Annotated in this window: 26 protein-coding genes, 2 tRNA genes and 1 pseudogene; 9 read left to right on the top strand and 20 right to left on the bottom strand. The window is 49.2% G+C overall.

Annotated features, from left to right (window positions below):
- Window positions 1–94: 94 nt before the first annotated feature.
- The 5 genes from TPH_RS06690 to TPH_RS06670 all read right to left on the bottom strand — a co-directional run bounded on the left by TPH_RS06690 (window position 95) and on the right by TPH_RS06670 (window position 2976).
- Window positions 95–886 (bottom strand): TrmH family RNA methyltransferase, encoded by a 792-nt coding sequence (locus TPH_RS06690; RefSeq protein ID WP_158502667.1) that lies wholly within the window; start codon window positions 884–886, stop codon window positions 95–97.
- Between the two features lie 253 nt (window positions 887–1139).
- On the bottom strand, window positions 1140–1499 hold the full coding sequence (gene rplT / locus TPH_RS06685) for a 50S ribosomal protein L20 (protein ID WP_015050430.1): 360 nt from the start codon (window positions 1497–1499) through the stop codon (window positions 1140–1142).
- A gap of 21 nt (window positions 1500–1520) precedes the next feature.
- Entirely contained in the window at window positions 1521–1718 is a 198-nt protein-coding gene (gene rpmI, locus TPH_RS06680; RefSeq protein WP_015050429.1) for a 50S ribosomal protein L35, read from the bottom strand.
- 3 nt (window positions 1719–1721) lie between these two features.
- Window positions 1722–2270: a translation initiation factor IF-3 gene (infC, locus tag TPH_RS06675; RefSeq protein WP_028990999.1), complete on the bottom strand. Its 549-nt coding sequence runs from the start codon at window positions 2268–2270 to the stop codon at window positions 1722–1724.
- A 310-nt stretch (window positions 2271–2580) separates the two neighbouring features.
- On the bottom strand, window positions 2581–2976 hold the full coding sequence (locus TPH_RS06670; protein WP_081578623.1) for a sulfite exporter TauE/SafE family protein: 396 nt from the start codon (window positions 2974–2976) through the stop codon (window positions 2581–2583).
- A gap of 222 nt (window positions 2977–3198) precedes the next feature.
- On the opposite strand from TPH_RS06670, the gene TPH_RS06665 reads away from it, so the two are divergent.
- Both TPH_RS06665 and TPH_RS06660 read left to right on the top strand, forming a co-directional pair.
- Window positions 3199–3708 carry a YiiX/YebB-like N1pC/P60 family cysteine hydrolase gene (locus TPH_RS06665; protein ID WP_148275871.1) on the top strand — a complete coding sequence of 170 codons (510 nt, stop codon included), beginning with the start codon at window positions 3199–3201 and terminating at the stop codon, window positions 3706–3708.
- On the top strand, window positions 3709–4185 hold the full coding sequence (locus TPH_RS06660) for a hypothetical protein (protein ID WP_015050425.1): 477 nt from the start codon (window positions 3709–3711) through the stop codon (window positions 4183–4185).
- A gap of 14 nt (window positions 4186–4199) precedes the next feature.
- Here the strand turns inward: TPH_RS06660 and TPH_RS06655 are convergent, their stop codons facing one another.
- The 5 genes from TPH_RS06655 to TPH_RS06640 all read right to left on the bottom strand — a co-directional run bounded on the left by TPH_RS06655 (window position 4200) and on the right by TPH_RS06640 (window position 10073).
- Entirely contained in the window at window positions 4200–5588 is a 1389-nt protein-coding gene (locus tag TPH_RS06655; RefSeq protein WP_015050424.1) for an aspartate aminotransferase family protein, read from the bottom strand.
- Between the two features lie 58 nt (window positions 5589–5646).
- Window positions 5647–5751, bottom strand: a complete 105-nt coding sequence (locus TPH_RS16500; protein WP_015050423.1) for an RCKP-type rubredoxin-like domain-containing protein — start codon at window positions 5749–5751, stop codon at window positions 5647–5649.
- A gap of 76 nt (window positions 5752–5827) precedes the next feature.
- On the bottom strand, window positions 5828–7450 hold the full coding sequence (locus TPH_RS06650; RefSeq protein ID WP_028991000.1) for a single-stranded-DNA-specific exonuclease RecJ: 1623 nt from the start codon (window positions 7448–7450) through the stop codon (window positions 5828–5830).
- A gap of 530 nt (window positions 7451–7980) precedes the next feature.
- Window positions 7981–9381, bottom strand: coding sequence for an NAD-dependent malic enzyme (locus tag TPH_RS06645; protein WP_015050421.1), 1401 nt, complete (start codon window positions 9379–9381; stop codon window positions 7981–7983).
- Between the two features lie 107 nt (window positions 9382–9488).
- Window positions 9489–10073 (bottom strand): NAD(P)H-dependent oxidoreductase, encoded by a 585-nt coding sequence (locus TPH_RS06640; RefSeq protein WP_015050420.1) that lies wholly within the window; start codon window positions 10071–10073, stop codon window positions 9489–9491.
- Between the two features lie 227 nt (window positions 10074–10300).
- Between TPH_RS06640 and TPH_RS06635 the strand changes: the two genes are divergently transcribed.
- Window positions 10301–11197 carry a radical SAM protein gene (locus tag TPH_RS06635; RefSeq protein WP_015050419.1) on the top strand — a complete coding sequence of 299 codons (897 nt, stop codon included), beginning with the start codon at window positions 10301–10303 and terminating at the stop codon, window positions 11195–11197.
- A 58-nt stretch (window positions 11198–11255) separates the two neighbouring features.
- Here the strand turns inward: TPH_RS06635 and TPH_RS06630 are convergent.
- The 3 genes from TPH_RS06630 to trmL all read right to left on the bottom strand — a co-directional run bounded on the left by TPH_RS06630 (window position 11256) and on the right by trmL (window position 12154).
- A tRNA-Ala gene (locus tag TPH_RS06630) sits at window positions 11256–11331 on the bottom strand.
- Window positions 11332–11413: 82 nt separating this feature from the next.
- Entirely contained in the window at window positions 11414–11671 is a 258-nt protein-coding gene (locus TPH_RS06625) for a hypothetical protein (RefSeq protein WP_015050418.1), read from the bottom strand.
- Between the two features lie 21 nt (window positions 11672–11692).
- Window positions 11693–12154: a tRNA (uridine(34)/cytosine(34)/5-carboxymethylaminomethyluridine(34)-2'-O)-methyltransferase TrmL gene (gene trmL, locus TPH_RS06620; protein WP_015050417.1), complete on the bottom strand. Its 462-nt coding sequence runs from the start codon at window positions 12152–12154 to the stop codon at window positions 11693–11695.
- 179 nt (window positions 12155–12333) lie between these two features.
- Between trmL and TPH_RS15415 the strand changes: the two genes are divergently transcribed.
- Window positions 12334–12474 carry a hypothetical protein gene (locus TPH_RS15415; protein ID WP_155990779.1) on the top strand — a complete coding sequence of 47 codons (141 nt, stop codon included), beginning with the start codon at window positions 12334–12336 and terminating at the stop codon, window positions 12472–12474.
- A 132-nt stretch (window positions 12475–12606) separates the two neighbouring features.
- On the top strand, window positions 12607–13332 hold the full coding sequence (locus TPH_RS06615; protein WP_015050416.1) for a tRNA lysidine(34) synthetase: 726 nt from the start codon (window positions 12607–12609) through the stop codon (window positions 13330–13332).
- Here the strand turns inward: TPH_RS06615 and TPH_RS06610 are convergent.
- From TPH_RS06610 to TPH_RS06595, 4 genes are all read right to left on the bottom strand, one after another.
- Entirely contained in the window at window positions 13317–13880 is a 564-nt protein-coding gene (locus TPH_RS06610) for a GDSL-type esterase/lipase family protein (protein ID WP_015050415.1), read from the bottom strand. The two genes, TPH_RS06615 and TPH_RS06610, sit on opposite strands and share 16 nt — an antisense overlap.
- Before the next feature lie 17 nt (window positions 13881–13897).
- Window positions 13898–15613, bottom strand: coding sequence for an ABC-ATPase domain-containing protein (locus TPH_RS06605; RefSeq protein WP_015050414.1), 1716 nt, complete (start codon window positions 15611–15613; stop codon window positions 13898–13900).
- Between the two features lie 61 nt (window positions 15614–15674).
- On the bottom strand, window positions 15675–16643 hold the full coding sequence (locus TPH_RS06600) for a D-alanine--D-alanine ligase (protein WP_015050413.1): 969 nt from the start codon (window positions 16641–16643) through the stop codon (window positions 15675–15677).
- Window positions 16644–17133: 490 nt separating this feature from the next.
- Window positions 17134–18465: a transposase gene (locus tag TPH_RS06595; protein WP_015050412.1), complete on the bottom strand. Its 1332-nt coding sequence runs from the start codon at window positions 18463–18465 to the stop codon at window positions 17134–17136.
- Between the two features lie 251 nt (window positions 18466–18716).
- On the opposite strand from TPH_RS06595, the gene TPH_RS16495 reads away from it, so the two are divergent.
- The 3 genes and pseudogenes from TPH_RS16495 (at window position 18717) to TPH_RS06575 (ending at window position 20865) form a co-directional block, all read left to right on the top strand.
- Window positions 18717–19037: a helix-turn-helix domain-containing protein gene (locus TPH_RS16495; protein WP_158502666.1), complete on the top strand. Its 321-nt coding sequence runs from the start codon at window positions 18717–18719 to the stop codon at window positions 19035–19037.
- Between the two features lie 126 nt (window positions 19038–19163).
- Window positions 19164–20615: pseudogene (locus TPH_RS14735) on the top strand (ISLre2 family transposase).
- A gap of 174 nt (window positions 20616–20789) precedes the next feature.
- Window positions 20790–20865, top strand: a tRNA-Trp gene (locus tag TPH_RS06575).
- A gap of 199 nt (window positions 20866–21064) precedes the next feature.
- Here TPH_RS06575 and TPH_RS06570 read toward each other — a convergent pair.
- From TPH_RS06570 to TPH_RS06560, 3 genes are all read right to left on the bottom strand, one after another.
- The gene (locus tag TPH_RS06570) at window positions 21065–21496 is read right to left on the bottom strand and encodes a gamma-glutamylcyclotransferase family protein (RefSeq protein ID WP_015050411.1); all 432 of its coding nucleotides are present in this window, start codon (window positions 21494–21496) and stop codon (window positions 21065–21067) included.
- 322 nt (window positions 21497–21818) lie between these two features.
- Window positions 21819–22154 carry an MTH1187 family thiamine-binding protein gene (locus tag TPH_RS06565; protein WP_015050410.1) on the bottom strand — a complete coding sequence of 112 codons (336 nt, stop codon included), beginning with the start codon at window positions 22152–22154 and terminating at the stop codon, window positions 21819–21821.
- A 106-nt stretch (window positions 22155–22260) separates the two neighbouring features.
- On the bottom strand, window positions 22261–22590 hold the full coding sequence (locus TPH_RS06560; protein WP_015050409.1) for a hypothetical protein: 330 nt from the start codon (window positions 22588–22590) through the stop codon (window positions 22261–22263).
- A gap of 168 nt (window positions 22591–22758) precedes the next feature.
- On the opposite strand from TPH_RS06560, the gene TPH_RS06555 reads away from it, so the two are divergent.
- Window positions 22759–23280, top strand: a complete 522-nt coding sequence (locus TPH_RS06555) for a nitroreductase family protein (protein ID WP_015050408.1) — start codon at window positions 22759–22761, stop codon at window positions 23278–23280.
- The last annotated feature ends 13 nt before the right edge of the window (window positions 23281–23293 follow it).

Below are 23293 nucleotides of genomic sequence, written 5' to 3'. Positions count from 1 at the left end.
AATTAAATACCTCAGATGCATTATATCATAAGGCCTTTCTTTCGACAATAGCAAGCCCTCCGGGCCATACCGGAACCAGCTGCCCAAAAATCCCCTACTTTTGTATTCGCCTTAAATCTTCGATCGTGTCCCGCTGGCGGAGAACCTCAAAGAGGATCAATGCCGCTGCCACTGCAGCATTTAAAGATTCAACATCCTCCTTAAGGGGTATGCGGACTTTGAGGTCGGCCAGCTCCAGGAGCGCCGGGCTGATACCGCGGCTTTCATTCCCGATTACAATCAGGAAGCGCCCTCTGCGAAAATCAGCCTGATAATACTTGATATCCGCACGTGGGTCTGCAGCTACAACAAAAAATCCCCTCTCGCGCAGTTTCCGGATCAGTTGCAGCAGTTCGGTTTTGGGGAAAGCGGGTACACGGAAGACGGACCCCATCGTTGACCGCAGAACCTTGGGGTTGTAGATATCAACCGTTCCTCCCCCCAGAAAAATACCGTTAACCCCTACCCCGTCGCCGGACCGGATAATCGTTCCCAGATTCCCCGGGTCCTGTATGCCGTCGAGTGCCAGGAGTAGAGCTTCTTCAGCAGCGATCACCTCATTTTCGTCCCATACCGGCTTAGGCGCGATAGCAAGCACTCCCTGGGGGGTTTCGGTATCGGCCAGCCTGTCCAGGATTTCCTCTTTAACGAAGAAAAAAGGAATTTCCCGGGAAAGGGCGTGCTGCAGAATAATCCTGCCTTTTTCTCGTTGCCGGACTCTCTCCGTCATCAGCAAGCAGTCAATAGCTGCCCCCCCCTGGAGGGCATCCCCTACAAAGTTGATCCCCTCAATGAGAAAACGCCCCGTAGCTTCCCGGTGTCTTCTTCTCTTTAATTCACGCGCCAAGCGTACTGCCTGTTTTACGGTATTAATCGTTAAAGGAGTCACCGCTACCCCCTTGGTTCACCGACATGTAATTAGCACAACTCCCTCGGAAAATGGAGGTGGCGTCCCCGGTTCAGCTGAACAAAAAAGTATGGTCTGAAGAAACCATACTTTTCCTACGCCGCTAATCCTACGCCATTTCCTGTTTTGCCGTCGGCCAGTAAAAACACCACTTCTTACGGATACACCGCGTGCCTCTTGGAAGAAACTCCCCTTAGCTCTCCAGCTTTTGTCTGGCGAGTTCCACCAGTTTTCCAAATGCCTGAATATCGTTGACCGCAAGTTCTGCCAGCATCTTCCTGTTGACGGCTACCCCGGCCTTTTTCAAACCGTTCATAAACTTATTATAGGAGAGTCCGTACATGCGGGCCGCGGCATTGATCCGGGTAATCCAAAGCTTCCGAAAATCTCGCTTCCTCAGTTTCCGGTGTATATAGGCATAATTCAGGGACTTCATCACCTGCTGGTTAGCCACGCGGAAGAGTTTACTCTTGGCACCGCGATAACCCCTCGCCAGCTTCAAAACCTTTTTATGACGGCGCCTGGTTACGGGTCCGCCCTTTACTCTAGCCATGAACAACAACCTCCTTCACTGTTACAGGTAAGGCAGTAGCCGCTTTAGTCTCCCTTGGTCGGCCGCACTCACGAGCCCCGGTCGGCGGAGGCGGCGCTTACGGTCTTGGGGCTTATGGGCCAAAAGGTGGCTCTTATAGGCTTTGGCACGCTTCCAGAGCCCGCTTCCAGTTCGTTTAAACCTTTTGGCTGCACCCCGGTGCGTTTTCATCTTCGGCATTTCTTAGTCTCCTTTCACCTGTTCCTGGGGTCTCGGCGCCAGGATCATAATCATATTTCTTCCTTCAACCCTCGGCTCTTTCTCCATGATAGCCTGCTTTTCCAGCTGCTGATAAAACCTCATGCAAAGGTTATGCCCTAACTCGGCGTGCGAGATCTCCCGCCCCCTGAACATCAAGGTCACTTTAACTTTGTCACCGTCGCTTAAAAATCGTTGAGCACTTCGCACTTTTACTTGAAAGTCATGCTCCTCAATGCCGGGTCTGATCTTTAGTTCTTTAATATTAATAACCCGCTGCTTCTTCCGGGCATCCCGTTCTCTTTTACTTTGTTCATATTTATATTTACCGTAATCCATGATCCGGCATACCGGGGGTTTTGCATGGGGCGCTACTTCGACAAGGTCAAGGCCCTGTTCCATTGCAATGCGAAGGCCTTCTTTGACTGGCATAATTCCCAGCTGCTGGCCGTCACTGCCAACTATTCGAGCCTCCCGGGCACGGATCTCTTCATTGACCCGCAGATCTTTGTTAATTATCCGCCACCTCCTCAAGGTCTCCCAAACACCTAAAGGCGGATGGTATGGCCCACCCGCCTTACATATCCAAAACAATCCCTCATCATTACCCTGGTAGCAGTTCTCGCCCCAGGGTGAGAAGCGAGTGGCTTCTGCTTGCGTTAAAGAGTATAACACATGCCTTTTTTTAGTGTCAATAACCCACACAACCGTGTCCACGACCGTATCCACTGGAATGTGATTGTCACGGTAAAATTGACTATCCTCCGTTCTGTCGTAGAATAACTTTTCAGAGGGAAAACCTTAAATATTCCCGGAACACCCTCGGCAGCAGTCATCACGAACTTTAAGAAATAAACATGCGCACTGCCGTGATCAATAGAAGAACAGCAAATAATTTCCGGATCACTTCGCCGGATATATAAGAGGTAGTCAAAGCCCCGAAATAGGCACCGACCACCGCTCCCATGGCCAAAAGCAAGGCAAATTTTAAATTTACATGATTTAAATTATAATGTTTCCAGGCACCCACAACAGCAGTCGGGATGATTACCATCAATGATGTACCCACTGCCTGTTGTACCGGAATTTTTAACAGGTATACCATTGCCGGAATTAAAATAACACCACCGCCGATGCCGAGAAGAGCGCTTAACCACCCGGTCGCCAGACCGGTAATTAACGTAATAAAATGCATTGTAATCAACTCTCTTCCTTGCTTTGAGTATTCTAAATTTTTCATTATTTGGTTGCTTTACTGTTCAATTATTATAAAATGTCAATACCCGTTTTTTTTTATAATCTTCAAAAACCTGACCATAATACTATTCAGGTTCAGTCATGAGGTGAAGCAGTGCGGAGTAAGGTATTCGTTTTTTTGTTTATTGTAATTTTTCTCCTCATCCTTTGTCACGTGTCGAAAAAAATAGAAAACTACTACCAAACAAAGGGTGAATATCCTCCCTTGTGGATACAGCTGCTTGCTTCTGCAGGGAGAGGCCATTTCGGCACCGGGAATTTCGGGGGCACCCCGAATAATCTGGATTTATCTTTGCTCGAACCCGGGGATATTCTTCTCGGAGGAAATCCCGGTGGTTCCTATGGGCGTTATACACATGCCGGTTTATACATCGGCAACAACCAGGTTGTCACCATGTATACAGCCAGCGGAATTTACCTGGAACCCCCCACCGCCTATCAGCATTACCAGTGGGCAGCGATTCTCAGAGTAAAAGCAAGCCCTGCCCAGAAACAAGCAGCAGTCTCTTACTGCCGCTCTCAGGTAGGTGGAGCTTTCTTCATCCTGACCCCGAAAACGGAAAACGGCCTCTGGTACTGCTCTAAGCTGATCTGGCTTGCCTATCTCAAACAGGGGATTGATCTCGATCCCTTTAACTTTTACTGGGTTCTCCCCGATGCTTTTATTCACAGCCCCAATGTAGAGATCATCGCCGTATCGGAGGTACAGCAATAAATGAGGCAGACAGCACGTCCACTTCCGGACTTAATTAAGAAGTTGTTCGGGCTCCACATTTGTTTTATCTTGATTACTCCCCTGCTCCTGACGTTCAACCGCTTCTCCATCGGCGGACCTCTCGCTTATGCGGCTATCCTTTTCTGGGTGGGTTTTCGCCGAACCGAAAAGTTTCTCAAACCGCTCCGCACAACCCTGTTGGCCGGTTATTTCAGCCAGCTTCCCGGGATCATAATTACACTTATTATTATGGCAGGAAACAGGTTGCCCTTTGCCAACGATGCCTTCGACTTTCTCATTCAGATCTGGCAAACCCCCCTTTCCCCCATCTACCCCCTGCTACCACGCACCAGCTTGCTGGGAATACCCCTCTATTTCTGTCTCACCCTGACGGCTTCTTTCTTGCTCCCGCTGATTCCGGCTGGAGGCGCTTATCTATCTCAAAAACTCAAAAAATCGGACCAAGCTACAGTCTGAGCCGCTTTCAAAGGCTACTTCAGCAAGATATTCTTCCCACCGGCCAGGAGAAGCCCCCAGATACTGCGGTGCTTCTTAAAGATATCATCCAGGGCTTCCAATAGATAGTCAAGCTGCTCCCGAGAGACTATCAAAGGTGGCTCAAACCGGATGACATTAGGATTGTTGAGTGTGTAAGCAGTAATAATATGATATCTATTCATCAACTCCCCCGCCACCAGGGCGGCCAGATATTCATCAACGATCTTCTCGAGCCTGCCTCCGGTAACCCTGTTCAGAATTCCCCCTGAAAAGCGGTTGAATTCCACGCCGATCAACAGCCCTCTTCCTCGCACCTCCTTGATAAAGGAGGGATACTTTTGCTGCAATTCTTTCATGCCCTGCATCAGGTAGGCACCCTTCTCCCGCGCCTCGGCGTCCAGCTTATCCTCAAGCATAACCTGGATGGCGGCAATTCCCGCGGCACAGGCGCGAGCATTACCCCCGAAAGTAGAAGTATGAAGGGTACACCTCTCAAATCCTCCAAATGCCCGGTCCCAGATTTCCTCCGTGGTTGTAAAGGCAGATATGGGCATGATACCTCCGCCAAGCGATTTTCCGAGGCACATGATGTCGGGCACGACCCCTTCTTGCTCACAGGCAAAGAGCGTACCTGTGCGGGCGAAGCCGGTTTGAATTTCATCGATTATTAATAGTGTTCCGTAGCGGCTACATATTTCTCTGGCCCTTTTCAAATACCCTGGCTCCGGTACGTAAACACCTCCCTCCCCTTGAATGGGTTCAACGATGAAGGCTGCTGCATCTCCATCCTTCAGTTTATCTTCCAGAGCCTCAGCGCTACCGTACGGGACAGACTCACACCCGGGAATAAGAGGACGAAAAGGGTCCTGGTATTTACCCTTGCCCGTAACCGAGAGAGCACCAAGAGTTTTTCCGTGGAAGGAGCCCTCACAGTAAATGATCCTCTTCCTTCCGGTAGCCGCCCTCGCCAGCTTTAAAGCACCCTCAACCGCTTCTGCTCCGCTGTTTCCAAAAAAGGAGCGGGAAAGCTCTCCGGGAGTTATCTGGGCCAGGTTGTGGGCAAGCGCGGCGTAGAGGGTACCCAATGCTGCCTGCAGAAGATTCGGAAGTTCCGCAGCCTGCTGCACAGCCTCGACGATGCGGGGATGGTTGTGCCCAAAGTTAAGGGCACCGTAACCGCCTAAAAAGTCCAGATATTCATCCCCTTTATCATCCCAGACACGCACCCCTTCAGCGCGCACGAACTTCTTGTCGAAGTTAATCAAGCCCAGCATCGTGGCCAGGCCGGGATTTGCATATTGCTTGTAGAGACTGCTTATTTTTTTGCGCTCCAGTTGCAGTGCTTCTTGAAGACCAATCAATTTGGTTTCCCCTGCTTTCATTAATTGTTCCTCCTGAAGCTGATAATGTTTAGGGGTAGCCTTATAGCTACCCTTATTCTCACTCCTTCTTTTTAATGTTGCTCCCCCCACAAGATCCACACTTTTTAGGTTTACACCGGGTGTCCTTTTCCCATCCGCAGTCCCCGCACTTCCAAATTGCCATCGTTGAATCTCCTCCTCAGCATTTGTATTATAAGCTTTCTTTTTACACATCACTTAGGTAATTACCGGGAACATTTCTATAGGTCCTGACCGGATCTGACGGCACCAAAACGTAAAAAGGTTGGGCTCAAGAAAAGGCTTGTCTTGGCATTAAAACCTGTCCGTTCAAGGCCAAGCTCGCTGAAGATCCGCTCTGCCCACTCGGAGATATCCTTCCCCCGTCTCCACAACATATACTGGCGCATCAGGCTATCCCGGGCACAGAGAAAGGTGCGCACATCCACGGCATGCCCGATGATTTCTTTATGTCCATCATAAACATCAACTGCGAGGGATATAGCAGTATGGATCCTCTCCCCGGCCTCCACAGGCTGGGAGGTGAAAAACTTCAATCCCGAATTTAGCCTCACCAGAAACCACCCCGCACCACTTCTGACATTAACGGCACGGTCATGCACATAAAAAGTGGGTTCAGGGTTTTCGTTTCCATGAGGCTCCAAGAAATCAAGACGCTCCACTTCAGCCGGAGTCGGTACTGCCTCGAGTCTGGCATCGATCTCGATCCACCGGGCCCGGTCCTCAGGCTGCAGCTGGCTCCTGGCAATATCGTTCAAGGTGTCCCTTACGAGGTGTAAATTTGCATAGTCGATTGAAAATCCCGCAGCAAGCTTATGCCCACCGAAGGCCTTTAAGGCTTTAGTGCGAGACTGGCATTCCTCCAAAGCCGCAGTCAGGTTAAATTCTCCGATGGAACGCGCCGAAAAACGAACAATTTTTCCGCAAATGACGCCAACTGCCGCCGGCCTGAGCACAGCCTCAACCAGCCTCCCGGCCGCAATGCCGATAACCCCTTCAGGCCAGTCCGGTGACGCAATCAGGGGAAAGGCCGAGCCGTCGCACCTGGCAAGACATTCTTTGCTGACTGCTTCAACCATATTCTTGCGTTCGGCATTGATCCTCTTTAGCTCTCTGGCGAGTGGTTCCGCCTCCTCCACCGTCCGGGCTGAAAGCAGTCGATAGGCCAGAAGGGGGTTACCGTACCTCCCTGCCGAGTTAATAAGCGGCCCCAAAATCCAGCTTAAGGTTCGCCCGGTAATTGGGAGTCCTTTTCCCCCATTCAGCAGAGCCTGCAATCCTGGGCGCAGATTGGCCCGCATCTGGAGAAGGCCACGGCGCGCTAGAGAAAAATTTTCACCAGTAAGAGGGCAAACATCTACAACCGTAGCCAGAGCAACAAGATCGAGATACTCTTCTGGAGCAGGAACACCCAATATTCTGGCAACAGCCCAGCATGTAAGATAGGCAATTCCTGTTCCCGAATACTCCCGGTAACAGACGGAGCCAGGCAGTTTTGGGTCGACAATCGGCACATCTGGAAGCTTTCCCTGAGGCTCATGATGGTCTGTAACGACGAGATCGATTCCAAGCGCTCGCGCAGTCTCCGCTGCCTGAAAGGCCGAGATGCCGTTGTCAACGGTCACAATAAGATCAAACTCATTGTCCACGGCACGCCGCACATGAGAGGGTTGAATCCCATACCCTTCATCCTGGCGTGCCGGTATATATGGGCGCGCATTCGCACCACATCGCGTGAGAAAACGGGTCATAATCAGGGTTCCGCATACCCCATCGCAATCGGAATCCCCTACAACCAGCACCTTTTCTCTCTTTGCGGCCGCCCTGGCCAGCCTGCGCGCCACAGCATCCATACCCGGGAGATGAAAAGGTGAAACAGGATATACCTGTAGGTCATCTCTGCGGAGGCCTCTGGCAGCGAGAACACATTCTAAAAGACCGCGATCAGTATATGATATTGATGTATTGCGAAATTTCCATACAGGCATGGTAAGAACTACGACGGCATAGCGACCGCCTCTATCACCTCCCTAATAATAATTCGCAAAAAAAAGGCAACTTCCTTTTTTGGAAATTGCCTTTTTCGTGTGCGCCCGGCATGGGCGCTGTCTCTAGGGTGCAAGTCCCGAATGGCGAAGGTAGCAGTAGCCGTAGCTTAAGGCAAGGGTGTCCGTCGCGAGGCGGAATCTGAAGGTAGCCGGCGGCAAACCTCCGGCCCAAAGCATCGTCAAGCTTGGTGAACCGCCGTATACCGAACGGTACGTACGGTGGTGTGAGAGGACGGGGGCTAGCCGCCCCCTCCTACTCGATAGATACTTTCCCTAAAGCCATCAGCTAGAGTGAAGCGAAGAATATTAAACCGGAACCGACCAATTCACCATTCTTCTCTGGCAACCCTTTCCACAGCCCGGGCAACCGCAAGCTGTACCCTTCGATCAAGAACCGAAGGGATAATATAGTCTTCGTTCAATTCATCGGGCTTGATAAGGCTCGCCAGGGCTTGAGCGGCAGCAATTTCCATCCCCCTGGTAATCCTTCTCACCCGGGCGTTTAAAAGCCCTCTAAAGAATCCGGGAAAACACAAGACATTATTGATCTGATTAGGGTAATCCGATCTTCCAGTAGCCACCACCCTGGCATAGGGCTGTGCCTCTTCCGGAGATATCTCCGGTACCGGATTGGCCAGAGCAAAAACAATTGGGTTTTTGGCCATCTTGATAATATCTTTTCTTGTTAAAAGGCCTCCGACCGAAACTCCAAGGAAAACATCGGCGCCTTCAACGGCATCATGAATAGTACCGGTCACCTTCTTTGGATTGGTGATCGCGGCCAGTTCCTGTTTGTATTTATCCATCCCATCGGGACGGCCCTCGTAGATGATGCCCCAGTTATCAGCGATAATTATTTTTTTGGGATTCGCACCGGCGCTGATCAGCAATTTGACACAGGCAATTCCGGCGGCCCCGGCACCAGATACGGCAATTTTAATCTCTCCGAGGTCTTTTTTAACGATTTTTAAAGCGTTGTAAAGAGCTGCCAGAACAACAACGGCTGTTCCATGCTGGTCGTCATGAAAAACCGGTATATCCAACCCCTCACGCAGTCTTTCCTCGATTTCAAAACAACGGGGCGCAGAAATATCTTCAAGATTGATGCCGCCGAAAACAGGGGAGATATTTTTAACAATGCTAACGATCTCATCAGGGTCCTTAGTGTCCAGACAGATAGGAAAGGCATTGATACCGGCGAACTCTTTGAAGAGCATAGCTTTACCTTCCATCACCGGTAGTGCCGCCAATGGGCCCATCTCACCTAACCCCAGAACAGCGGTGCCGTCGGTAACAATAGCGATCGTGTTACCTTTTATGGTATAGTTGTAAACGTGTTTGGGATTTTCATGTATCTCCCGGCAAACCCGGGCTACTCCGGGGGTATAGACAAGGGAAAGGTCATCCCGGTTGTTGATGGGATACTTTATCTTGGTCTCAATTTTTCCACCATGATGTACGGCAAATATTCTATCTGTTACCTGTTTGATCGTAATATGGGGAATTTTTTTGATCTCTTTTACAATCTGGTGAATGTGTTCGGTACCGGCGGCATAAAAGTTGATGTCTCTTGTGATCAGATTGCGGTCGATAGAGACGATATCAATGGACCCCAGATCCCCGCCGGCCATTCCGATGGCTGATGTCACCTTGCCCAGCATTCCCACTGTATTCGGGTATTCGATCCTTACCGTTGCGCTGTATCCTGCTGTTGGTTTGGTATCCATAGGCATTCCCCTCATCTTGTTTAATAATATATTCAATTCAATATTCAAAGCAGGCGACTCCACAGTAGAAAATCTGTTACTCCCGGGAAAACTAATTATCTCCTCTCTCAGGAAATCATACTGGTAACCACCAATCTCACATTCTCCAGCATCTTTTTGCGCTCCTCGTCGGAAACCAAAGGTACCGCGTAATAACCCCTAAAAACCACTTCATCAAAACCGCAGTACTTTCCAAAACCATTGATCAGCGATATTCTTAAAGCATCAATCATGCCGGTTTCCCGGGCAGTCTGTTCATCGGCGCCTAAAGTGGTGATAAAAAGCGCCCTCTTGCCTTGCATCAGCCCACGTGCTCCCTGATCTGTCTCCTCATAGGCGAATCCAAGGCTCATCACCCGCTCGATATATCCCTTCATTATTGCGGTAACAGAATACCACCAGACCGGGCTGATAAAGATCAACAAGTCGGCCCAGGAAACATCCTCCTGCTCCCTGGCAATGTCATCGGGTACCATACCAGCCGCCATCTGCTCCAAATCGAAGTTGCTTAATACCGGATTCCAGTTCATGGCATAAAGGTCCTTAACTTTTACCGAAACATCCCTTCTGGCGAGCTCATCCTTTACTACCCCTAAAATAGCCGAATTAAAACTCGCCGGATTCGGATGGGAGTATATTACCAGAACATTCATGAAAAACACTCCTTTATAAAATTTATTATTAATCTACCCCGTTATTCGCTAAGTAGACATTCTCTCAGGAGACAAGGAAATCCTTCCAAAAGAGCTTAAAGTCACAGATTCCGGTATGGATTTAGAATAGTTTTTAGATACAATAAGGGGAGAGAAATCCGGAAAGGAGTAACAATGGTCGCAGTCGAGTGCGCTGGACTCGATTATAAAAAAGCGATCGGATGAATATGGGTTACCTTGAACTCTATCAGACCGGCGAGTTGGCCCGGCGAACTGCTGATTTCAAGAAGCTACTGGAGCCTTGCAGGCTCTGTCCGAGAAAATGCGGCGCATCCAGAATATCCGGCGAGCGCGGTGAGTGCGGTGCCGGAAGGAATGCGGAAATCTCAGATTATGGGCCGCATTTCGGCGAAGAGCCCCCACTTGTCGGAAAAGGAGGCTCCGGAACGATCTTTTTCGCCTTCTGCAGCCTGCGCTGCGTCTTCTGCCAGAACTTCGAAACCAGCAGGGGAAAGTACAAATATACCGTCAATACTGGCAAGCTTGCAGAAATAATGCTCGAACTCCAGAGGATAGGGTGCGTTAACATCAACCTTGTTACTCCAACTCATTACATCCCGCAAATATTAGATGCTCTGCTTGTAGCCTGTGAGCGCGGCCTCAATTTACCCCTGGTCTATAACTGCAGCGGATATGAAAGACTAGAGGTGCTGCGGAAGCTAGATCAAATTGTAGACATCTATCTTCCGGACATTAAGTATGCCGATGAAAAAATAGCGCTTAAGTACTCCCGGATATCCGATTACCCGCAGGTTGCCAAGGATGCTCTCAAGGAAATGCACCGTCAGGTAGGAGAATTGGTGCTGGATGAAAAAGGTGTTGCCTTGAAAGGACTGCTTATCCGTCACCTGGTAATGCCGGGTGGAGTAGCAGGCACAGCAGATTTAATGAAGTTTATTGCCCAAGAGGTCTCCCCCAATTCATGGATTAACATTATGAAGCAGTACTATCCCACCTATCTCGCCCATCGCTACCCTGAAATTGATAGAAGGATCACCCGAAAGGAATTCCTTGAAGCCCTAGAAGCAGCAAGGAAGGCCAGTTCTGACTTCCATCTGCTCTGATAGTGACTATTTCAACCAAAAATTGAAAGAGTCTCCTTCAGGAGACTCTGTTCTATACTGGTGGACGTGACGGGATTCGAACCCGTGACCTCCTGAATGCGAGTCAGGTGCTCTCCCAACTGAGCTACACGCCCATCACTTATTTAATCTTATCCCGAACCTGCAGGTAATGTCAAGACCATAAAAGTGTTCGTGTGCAGAACAACCAGAGTAAATTCAGTCTCTAGAGCGCCTGATATTTTCAACGATTTTTTCCCTGATGCCTCTTCTGACGAGCTGCTCCACATCCTTAAACTCGAGATGAGGAAATGCTTCCAATAATTCCTTGCCGATCATCGTCCCTTCCGTTAAAAGACCGGCTTTCTCCAGCATCTCCAGAGTATGCCGGTCGGTTTTCCCTGTTTTCATAAAGTCATCATACAGCTCCAGAAGCTCGATCCAAAAACTGCGCTGCAGTCTTCCCTGCTCTTTCACAAAAATACCCCTTTCTTAATATTAGCTTAAGCCTCTAAACTTTTGTTTAGACAAGGCAGCATAAACTATTATCGCAACGGAATTCGACAGGTTCAGGCATCTCGCTGCAGGAACCATAGGAATGCGGACGCATAATTCGCTGTTGTCAGCCAAGAGCTTTTCCGGCAACCCCTTTGTCTCGCTCCCAAAAACAAAAAAGTCACCCGGCTCGTAATCAAAGTAGGTATAAAACCTTTTCCCCTTGGTCGTTACATAAAAAAATCTTCCTTTGGAGTGTTTAGCTTTCAGGTCATCAAAACAGTCGTAATAATAAACATCAACCATATCCCAGTAATCAAGCCCCGCCCTCTTCAAATAGCGATTCTGCAGAGAGAAACCAAGAGGACCGATAAGGTGCAGACGACACCCGGTCGCTGCGCAGAGCCGGGCAATGTTTCCTGTATTTTGAGGTATTTCTGGTTCGTAAAGAACTACGTTGAACATTTCACAATCCCCTTCACGACAGCATTATAACCGTATGCTTAAGTGTTTGTCCACAAACTTTTCGCAATCCCTCATTATGCATATTTATGCAAAGCTGTATATTAACCGCCTGAGGATGGTTATTTATACATATCTGTATAGTTATTCATAAGGGCCAATTGTGATGACCGGAAGTAAAGATGAATAGAACGTTTGCGGGGAATGGTGAAAATATTTTACCCAGGCATGAGCCAGGTTTTATGCTGCTTGTGGGTATGGGCAAACGGCGTTTTGGTAAAATTGACCCCAAAGAAGAAGAACAAAGGAACGGCGAAAAGTAACGAGAAATAAGCTGTTTACACTGAAGTTAAAAAATGTTACAGCGCAAATAGCTCCCATAAATAATGATATTGGCATGTTCAAAGTCAACCGGATATAATAGTTGAGTGACGCGGCAGATGGAGGGATAACTATTGGCAAAGAAGCGGTTTCACGACTCTCTTTGGAAGCCTGTTGGACGGGCCATTAGCGATTACCATATGATTCAAGAAGGAGATAGAATAGCCGCCGGCATTTCCGGCGGCAAGGACAGCCTCACGCTGCTCTACGCCTTAAGCGAAATTCGAAAGTTTTCCCCGGTCAAGTTCGATCTGTACGCCATTACCGTAGACCTCGGCTACGATGTTTCCCTCGATCCGATCAGGGATTTTTGCCGGGAGATCAATGTCAACTGGTCACAAGTACACACACAGATCGGTCCTATTGTTTTCGATTACCGCAAAGAACCAAACCCCTGCTCTCTTTGCAGTAAGATGCGCAATGGAGCCCTGCACATGGCGGCACAACAAATGGGATGCAACAAGGTAGCCCTGGCCCATAACCTGGACGATGCTATCGAAACCTTTTTTCTCTGTCTTTTTTACGAGCGTCGGATAAAAACCTTCCAGCCAGTCAGCTACCTGTCACGCAGAAATCTGATGCTGATCCGGCCTTTAATATACGTGCATGAAAAAACAGTGACCAACTTCGCCCTGTTTTTTAAGTTGCCGGTCGTAGAAAACCCCTGCCCTGCCAACCATCACACAGAGCGTGATGAAATGAAGAAGGTTATTTCTTTTCTGGAAAAGAAATTCCCGGGTGTGCGCGAACGTATTCTCACGGCACTAAAGAATGCACAACCGAATCATCTCTGGAAATAATGCAGAAAAAAATTCAAAGCCGTTTTTCCCATTACCTCGTAGCCGTCCCTGTTGGGGTGAACTCCATCAATATACAGTTCTTCTCGAATGGCTCCCTGCTCGTTGTAAAAAGGCGCTGCAAAATCCAGCAGGCTCAATCGCAGTTCTTCGGACAGCCGGCGCGCATCAGAAACAATGCGCTGCAACTTAGCGTTAACGGCATCATCATCGGCAACCGGGATTGGTGTGGCAACTACCGGTCGAATGCCGTCTTTCAGGGCGCTGACAATTATTTTACCAAGACAATAAATGGCCTGATCACAGGATATTTCGCTGCAGTGGGCATCATTGGTGCCGCCCAGGATGACCACAGCATCAGGGCGGTGACGCCTGACGTCCCCTTCGTACCTCCCTACCATGTCTTCGAAGGTATTACCGTTGACACCGGCATTGACGAGTTCAAAGGAAGAATTCCGGGAAACATAATTCACCCATGATGCCTCCAACCCGTACGGATAGCCGTAGGTAAGGCTGTCCCCCAGGCAGACAATTTTTCTAACGCACTGCATAGTAAATGCTCTCCTTTTCAGCGGACCTCCAGGCTCCGCAATCTGTTAATCGCTGCAGCAATTTCATAACGCCGCGGCAGAGCATAATCCCCTGCCCTGCCCTCTCTGAACGGCGAGATCACATCTAAACCATATTTATCTAGATCTTCTTCTATCTGCCTGATGGCATCACTCAAAGAACGGCGGCCGTTAAAGTACTTTTTCCAAGCATAATAGATGATATCCGCAATTGCCCGCGTCTGGCTGGGATCTACCAGCTGTTCGACATCATCAAGCTCGATTTGATAGTGGCCGAACTGGACAACATCCAGCCCTTTTGCCCCCACCTTTGTTTTTCTCCCCCGCTGCGGATCAAAACTGCCAGGAAGGGGAATGCGCGGCTTCAGCTTTCCAAAACCTTCTCCTCGCTCCGGAACCCTGCGCGCCGGGTACTGACTGCAGATGGCCTCGGCTTCTTTGGTGACATCTACCGGACTGTACTCGTTCATCATGATAACGTGGTCGGCCACATCCAGATAGTCCCCAGAGCCTCCAATTACCAGCACAGAAGAAACACCCAGCTCCTCATATAAGGGGCGCACCTGATCCAGGAAGGGCGTGATAGGCTCCCTATCTTTGGTCACCAGAGCCTGCATTCGCCCGTCCCTAATCATGAAGTTGGTAGCGCTTGTATCTTCATCTATCAATAATAACTTGCAACCCATTTCCAGAGCTTCGATTATATTCGCCGCCTGAGAGGTGCTTCCACTGGCGTTATCTGTGGAAAACTGTTGCGTATCCTGACCAAAGGGGAGATTGTTGATAAAAGGGGTGATATCCACCTTTTCCACTCTTCTCCCCTCCTCCGCCCGGATTTTGACGGCATCTCGGACGGTAATGACCCATTCCCGGCCATCGCCGGGTATATGGTTGTATACCCCCCGCTCCAAGGCATGGAGTAATGTAGACTTGCCATGAAAGCCCCCTCCAACAATCAAGGTAACGCCCTGGGGGATCCCCATCCCTCTGATCTCACCGTGATTGGGGGTATTAAAAGACACCTCAAGAGATGCAGGGCTCTGAAAGGATATTACTTTTGGACCGGTTAAAGGAAGATCGCTGATGCCGCTGCGGCGCGGTAGAACGGAACCATTGGCTATAAAGGCCACCAAACCCTGTTCGGATAGGGATTCCCTGATGTACTCCTGGTCCTCGGCCAGATTGACATACTCAAGAAGCTCCCCGTGGTTGAGTTTTTCGTAGTAAAGGCTGGCCTCAACGATTTCGGGTATTTCCTGAAAGAACATCTTTTCAGCCACATTGCTCAGAACTGTGCGTCCCCTGGCCGGGAGTCCGCAGAAGAAACGCGCCTCTACAAAGCTCTCGTTAATCACCACCGCACTGCGCTCTAAAATTTCCTGCTTCCCGGAATCGATAAAAATCAGACCGCTCTTTCCGGTACCCCTAATCCCCCCGCAATATTTTTTCACCGCTTGGGAGAAGCATCTGGCCAGATAGTCGCAGAGAGCAATACGCCTCGGCTTTTTTTGAAAAAGGGAGGCGGGAAATTTGGCCCGATCCTGATAAACCCGGACACTAACACGCGAAGGGGCGGCAAAGGGGTCACCTTGAACATGGTCCACGAACAAACGATAACGTCCAAAGTCGTACTCTCCCTGAAGTTCCTGATAGGCCTTATAACCTCGGTTGTTAATTCTGTTGAGCTTCGAACTAAATGTCCTGCTGTCCTGCAATAGCTACACCTCTTTAAACAATAATATATTGCGCTAAAACATAAAATCTTGGACGCTCAGCTCAAGAACATTCATCATGTGCCAGAGCCCAGGCCTCCTCAACAAAGAGGGAAACAAGCTCTGCAAAGGTGATTCCCGCCGCTTTTGCCGAGTCCGGCAACAGACTGGTTTCGGTCATCCCGGGGATGGTATTCACCTCCAGCACAAAGGGTGTGTCTTCACGGTCGATCATAAAATCCACCCGGGCAAACTGCCGGCACCCCAGAGCCCGGTAAGATCGCAGGGCCAGTTCCTCTACTCTCTCGGCAACATCCTGAGGGATGCGGGCAGGAATAATATGCTGGCTCATTCCCGGACTGTACTTGGCCGTATAATCGTAGAACCCTGTCGCCGGCACTATCTCAAGAAGAGGAAGAACTCGCGGATTCTTTGTGCCGATAATGGATGCTGTCACTTCGACGCCGTCAATGAACTTTTCCGCAAAAACCGTTTGATCATAACGAAAAGCATCGGTAATGGCCTTTTCCAGCTCCTCTGCTTTTCTGGCTACCGAAACGCCGATGGTCGAGCCCTGCCTCGAAGGCTTCACCACCAACGGCAGCCCGAGTTCTTCTATCAGCCTGTCGGCCGTCTCCGTTCGCTGTCGCTCCTGACACTCCCCTGCCGTAATAATTCGAAAAGGAGGGGTGGAAATCCCTTCATAGAGAAGAACTTTTTTCGCCATTACTTTATCCATACACAGGGCGCTGGCCAGAACCCCCGACCCAGTATAAGGGTATCCAAGAACTTCCAGCAACCCCTGAATCGTCCCGTCCTCACCATACCTTCCATGAAGGGCAATAAAAACCACATCGGGGCGGAAATCGTTGAGACTCTTAATGAAATCCCCTTTAGGATCAACATCTAGGACTTTATAACCTACCTCCGCCAGGGCAGAGGATATCCGTCTCCCAGTCTTAAGCGATATCTCCCGTTCAGGAGAACGCCCGCCCATCAACACCACGACTTTACGCGGTTTTTTGCCGGCCACACCTTTCACCTCTGTACAGTTATTTTGACTCTCCTCTTCTAGATATTCTCTCTTAATTAATAAAATAACTCAAATCGTTTTTCAACCTTCTGACAAAGCTCAGACACATGTGGAACAGGTAAGGGGATAGAGGGGGAGGGAGTAGACAAAAGGGTGCGGGGATCATTATCCTTGGTTTTGAGAAAGAGACACAAGGATAGAAAGGAGGATCCCCACACCCAATATGAAGCTTAGCGCATCCAGTGAAAAAAGTCTACAGGTTCATGGGACAGGGGCTTCCATGAGGGTTGTCAATATTTATCCTTCATAAGCTATTTGCGCTGTAAACATTTTTTAACTTCGGTGTAAACAGCAAACACCAACCACTGCGGTTTTTTGAGCAAAAATGCAGCACTTTCAAACCGATATTAAACATTATTTCCACGAAAAGGGCATACTTACCCCTTGGTGCATCATCCATTTGTTTTTTTGTTTTTCTAGAGTGCCGGCGTCAGGCCGCCTTCACCAGGCTCCTCATATTCATTCCTTGTTTTTCCTGTATCCGGCCCACCGCCATGGCCAGCATTATGGTTAGCGCTAACGCACAGCACAGCTTCATTTTTTGCAGGCCCCGGATGAAGTGTTTTTCAAATCCAAAGGCCTCGTCCAGGCGGGCGTTCACTCTTTCCACGGCTGTACGCTTCTTGTAGGTTCTCTTCCACTTGTAGCTGGACCGCGCCAAGGGGGTGAAGATCCGCCGGTCTTCAGCAAGAGGAACGCGTACACCGCAAGCTGCGGGGCATCGCTCCATCCCCTGACATTCCACCCCGTAGTGCCGGGCCGGACAGCGATACTTCAGAGTTTCCCTGCCCTTTTCAAAACCCCCAAAGGCCATCTCCCGGCGCTTGTTGGTTTCGGGACAGTAGCAATAGACCGTTCCCCTGCAGTCGTAAACGATATTGTCTTTCCCTGTTAAAAGCCGTGTGTCTTCACCGTCCCGCCACATGTCGCGGATGTCAATCACCGGCTTGATCTGGTGTTCGTCCCACAGGTTCACGATTAGTTTCGTGTCGTCGTACCCTTTATCCGCTGTTAGCACTTCACAACGTTCTATAATCTCCGGCTGTTGTTCTTCTAGTCGCGCAATCAGTTGATGCCCCTCTTGGATATCGCTGGCAGATGCTTTCGTTACTGAAAAGCTTACGGGTAATTCATAGACAGCATCAACTATAAGATGAAGCTTATAGCCAAACCATGAAACTACTTTCTCCCACAGTGTTCCGTCTTTTCTTCGCCCCCGGTACGTTTTCTTGCCAAAGTCGGCATCGGTGTCGCGGCGCCCATCGGGCTTTCGGGGCTTTTCTTCTTCGTCCTTTTTTCTGCCCCGGGCCAGACTATTTATGGGTTTGCTGTCCATTGCCAAAACCCGCCCGAAATCCGGCAGCAGTGTGCTCACTTTTTCCACCAGCCGGTCAAACATTCTTTCTATTTCGCCGGAGTACCACATAAGTTTCCCCAGAAAGCGGCTGTATACGTAAGCCGGTGGAACTGCCCGCTCTCCCAAACACGGGTCGAAGCCACAAATGTCCCGCAGTTGGGCGTTGCGGGCCAGTTCCCGCCGCAGGCTCTCAATGGATGGGTGTTGGAAGACTACCCCCGCCACTACCGAGTTCCAGACAGCACGGATCGGGTAATCATTTCGGCCTTTTGCCCGTTCCCGCTCCAGTTTGCACATCAGCTCTTCATCAGGCAGATGACGGAGTACCAATGCCAGGCGCTCCAGATCGCCCAGTTCATCTATTTCTCGCCACCCAAAGAGGCGTTGTTGTGGTATAATTGCCATAAGGGAAACCTCCTTTGGTTCTTTTTTGGCTATTAAGAAGAATTCGCTATAAAGAGAGGCTCTTTTTATTTCCCGTTATTTCTCTCCATTCCTTCGTTTTTCTTCTGTGGGGTCAATTTTGCCAAAAGACCGTTTGCTCATACCCACAACCAGCATAAAACCTGGATCGCACCGGGGTAAATTTTTTTCGCCATTGCCCTCAAACGTCCTATTCATCTTTACTTCCGGTCATCGCAATTGGCTCTTCATCAGTGAGAAGGCTCTCGAAGGTTAAAGAGATATCGAGAGAAGCGAAAGTTAGGCTTAAGTTTTTGGAATTTGGGCGGGAACATCCTGTAACTGTGACGTGCAGGCGATTTGGGATATCCAGGTCGACATACTACAGGTGGAAGAAGAGATTTAACCCAAACAACCTCGGGAGTCTTGAGAATAGGAGTAGGAGGCCTAAGAACGTTAGGAAGCCGACATGGTCAGTGAGATTGGTTGAGAGGATTCGGGAATTAAGGGAAGAATATCCTCAGCGAAACTATATGAGCCCCGCCCAATTCTTGCAACAGTATGCATCCTCTTAGTGTTTCACATGTATTGAACTATTAGGCCGCGTAAAATTTCAGTAGGCAAAAGAAGGGGAAGGCAAATAAAAAAAGAATGAGACCTCGGGGAAAAATCAACAACACAAAAAAGGAGTATGAGGTCTCATGTTGGATATTCGACACATAGTAGGAGCAGTCCTTCTATTTGTAAAAGGATTAGTCGAAATAATAGAGGGATGTAGGGACTTTTACGAACTTGAGAAAAGGGTTCAAGAACTTAGTCGGGCTGTATGCAACCGTCTAGTCACCTGGGCATTAGAAGAAATAGAACACGACTGATGAAAGAGCGAGACCGGAAGAAATGGGAGGTAATTGGCTTTCGGAAGAAGACGATAATCAGCGCCTCTGGGGAATTCAACATAAAGAGGCGGCTGTACAGGAACAGAGAGACAGGGGAGGCCAAATACTTACTGGACGAAGCGGTTGGGTGGCCGGACGGGCGAAAGTCACTCCTTACTTAAGGGAACTGGCGGTGAAGCTGAGCGTAGAACTACCCTTTAGGCGGGCGGCGGAGGTTTTGAATTACTTAGTACCCGACCTAAGCGCCATGACCATCTGGCGGGTGACGCAAGAAGCGGGGGAAGCGGCGCGGCAGGAAGGAGAAGAAAAGAGGAGTGCGATATTTGAGGACGGAGAGATACCTGAAGGGAAAGAAGTAGTAGAAGAACTGCACTTCGAAGGAGACGGGATAGTAGTCAACCTTCAACGGGAGAAAGAGAAACGGGGTGAAGTGAAACACATAGTAAGCTACAGGGGGAAAAGACAAATCAGCCGGGGGCGGAATATCTTACAAGACAAACAAGTAACAAGCACCATGGAGGAATGGCGGAAGGCATGGGAAGAGAGCTATGCTCGGAACGGAGAAAAAATTGATTTAGAAAAAGTAGGAACCATCTACATTGGTGGTGATGGAGCGCAGCAGGTCAAAGAGGGACTGGAATACTTTCCCCGTGCCATCTACTGCTTAGACCGCTACCATATAAACAGGCATCTAATCGAAGCCCTTCACCACGATGAAGAAGCATATAAAGAGACCTGCGCAGCCATAACTGAAGGAAACTGGGTCAAAATCCAGGCAGCAATAACGGAAGCGAGCAAAAAGACAAAAGGCAACCGCAAAAAGAGGCTCATCAAACTGTTAGATTATCTTAGGAAAAACTGGGAAGGGATTGTCAACTCAGAGGAAGCAAAACGTCTAGGAGCCATTGAAGGGCAGAACAGCACAACATAGCACGGCGGATGAAGCGTCTAGGAGCTCAATGGACTATAGAAGGGGGGGACCGGATGGCCCGTCTGCTGGCTGCCAGAGCGAATGGAGAGCTCAGCAAGTACACAGTGCGCTGGTCGGTAGAACACAAAAAACTGAAGGAGGCAGTGCAGCTAGAAACAATAAAGCTAAAAACAGAAAGTTCTTCAGAAGGAAAAATAGCCGGGGATATAGGGGAATGGTTGCAGGCAAGCGTACCGGCATTAAGAGGGCCTTTTGCCGGTCGTCCTTGGATAAAACATGTTCTCAGAGAACTGACCCGACCAGAGTTTGCTGCCCTCGTTTGCTAGGGGTTACTTGCTAAGTAACGCTGAGTTAATACCGCGTAGTACTCTCTGCTTATTCCTTGAGTGGATCCGAGGTCTCTTAAGATAAAGTTGCCTACTAGATCTTGACGCGGACGAACTATTACACCTTCTTTACACAAAGCCCATTTTCGGCTATAATAAAACTGCAGATTATACAGGGGTGTAGCTCAATTGGTAGAGTAGCGGACTCCAAATCCGTTGGTTGCGGGTTCGAATCCTGCCACCCCTGCCAGAGAAACCAAAAAATTCAAGGATTGACGGGGTTATTAAGTCCCGTCATTTAGTTTGATTGAGCCATACTTTGCATGGTTTCCAAAAGCGGGGCGACAAATGGCCCACAAAATATTACCCCTTTTCGGGGTGTTATTTTTTTAGCTCGATTCCAATTGTAAGTCTCGTCGTTATAATCATTATTTTAAGAATATACCCAGCTAGCAATCTCTCTTGCGTTTGTTGTTCTTGATAACTTCAAAATCGTCTTCAAAGTCCTCACATTCACCCCAGGGCTGTCGATCCGGCGGGACCTTGGTTTCTGAGCAGCAATCTCTCAGCCAGAGGTAAATCCAGGCCTCAACCCTTTCCCCTGACTCCAGCTCAACCTCCGCTTTTTCTCGCCGGTATAAAAACCCGTTCTCCTCAAGACGGTCAAGGCAGTCCATGTGGTCCTTAGGAATTTCGTAGACCTCTCCCAACACACTTTCCCCCTCTTCCTTGACAGCGCCCGGATAATAAGGGGTCACATTGTAAAGAGCAAATCCGTTTGCGCGGCCTTTGCCTAAAAATTTCACTTCTTTCTTCTCCATGTAAAAATGATTGCAACGACCGCTCATCAGCGTGCCATACACAAAAACTTTCTCCGACATTGCTCGCACTCCCCTCCCTTACAATCTTTAACAGATATAAATCGGAGTGAAGGATGAACCATCCTCGGATCACTCAAGCCCCCACCATTACTCAACAGGGTAGAGGCTCGGCGTGCATCTACAGTTGCATATGTTCTCTCGGCGGTTCACGAAAAAGGTCACAAAGAAAATATAGCATACTTTGCGCATGACTCTTAAAGTTGATCAGCAACGCAAGCGCTGCGCCAGTAGGAGGTTTGCAGTTGGCCGCGATTCACTATTTAAAAAGGGAAGCCCTGGACTGGCTACATGTGGGAAAAAAGAATGCCCATCGAGTTTAATTTTAACTCATAGGCATTCTCAACTCAGGTACTGCACCGTCATTCAAAGATTGCTTCACAGTTTCGACCTGCTGCTGCAGGCTGATATCTTTATCGATTCTGTCATCAATGGTAATATTCGTGATCACCCGACTGGCCGCCCTGCCTAGAGCGTTTTGATGAATTTCTTTCGCCACTTCCATTAACTCTTCGAGATCTCCTTCAATAACGGTTGCCGTAGGAGTAATCTGATAGTTTAAACCTCTTCTTTCGATGGTTCGCACGGCATCGGTCACTGAGGAACTAAAGCTCGGTTGCCCGGTTCCAACAGGCACCACGCTTATTTCAAGCAAAGGCACTTTATCGCCCTCCCTTCTTTTTAAAATTTGCTCAAAAATACTAAAGCATACGCGCTACTTAGCGCAATAAAAGCCGTAGAATTCAGTACGCGGAGTACGTTCTTGCCTAACCAAATACAACCTCTACATATTCAGTGCGGGGATACCCCTCGCTATCACACTGAAAGGCATAACAGATAAAGTCAGCGACACTGTCGAATAATGCACCATCCTCGGTTCTTACAATCGCCCTTTCTCGACTGTTGTAACGGAAGGTCTCCGGTTCCCCCGAAAAAGGGATGGCAGAAAAAATAAGCTCCTCTTCTTCCGCATTCTCGAGGTAATCCTGCAGTTCATCAGGTTTTCGGAAACGGATGCGGAAAGCAGCCCCTGCGTCAAGGCCATACCTTCCCGGATTGCTGTCTGTTGCTCTTGTTTTGACGGGTTTCTTATCCACGTTAATCCCTCCTGCCTTTAGGATATCCAGTTGCGTGTAAGAACAACCCCGATCCCCCAAAAAGCTCTGAGATTGCCAACAGGTTAGCGATTAGATAGAATGAAAATGTAGATATTGTCTTAGAATAACAATATTAGAAATAGATTCTTATATTGGGGGAATGATGGAGTGACTAAAGACGTTATGGATGCCATCAAAGAGAGAAGTAGCATACGCAAGTTTAAAACCGATCCGGTGCCTCAGGCAACGGTTGGGCGCCTGCTCGAGGCAGCGCAGCTGGCGCCCAGCGCCGGCAATCTACAGCCCTGGCTTTTTGTGGTCGTCCTGAACGAAGACTTGCGCCGAAAACTGGCTAAAGCCGCCGGACAACCCTTTATTGCAGGAGCACCGATCTGCATTGTCGTATGTGCAGAGCCAGAGCGCTCGGCCTTTGAGTACGGCCGACGCGGCAGGGAACTTTACTGCATCCAGGACACCGCTGCGGCAATTGAGAACATCCTATTGGCGGCAACCGGTTACGGCCTGGGAGCGTGCTGGGTTGGAGCATTCGATGAAGAGGAAACGGCCAGAATCTTAGAGCTGGAACCGGGTTTTAGGCCCGTTGCGCTCGTACCCATAGGCTACCCGGACCAGGAAAGAAGAGCTGTACCGCGCCGTCCGTTGGATGAAGTTGTTCGGATAATCAACTAATTCGGTTAAAAAC

Source organism: Thermacetogenium phaeum DSM 12270, assembly GCF_000305935.1.
Classification (GTDB): domain Bacteria; phylum Bacillota; class DSM-12270; order Thermacetogeniales; family Thermacetogeniaceae; genus Thermacetogenium; species Thermacetogenium phaeum.
The sequence above is the reverse complement of the archived record's forward strand: the minus strand, read 5'-3'. Positions and strand labels throughout refer to the sequence as shown.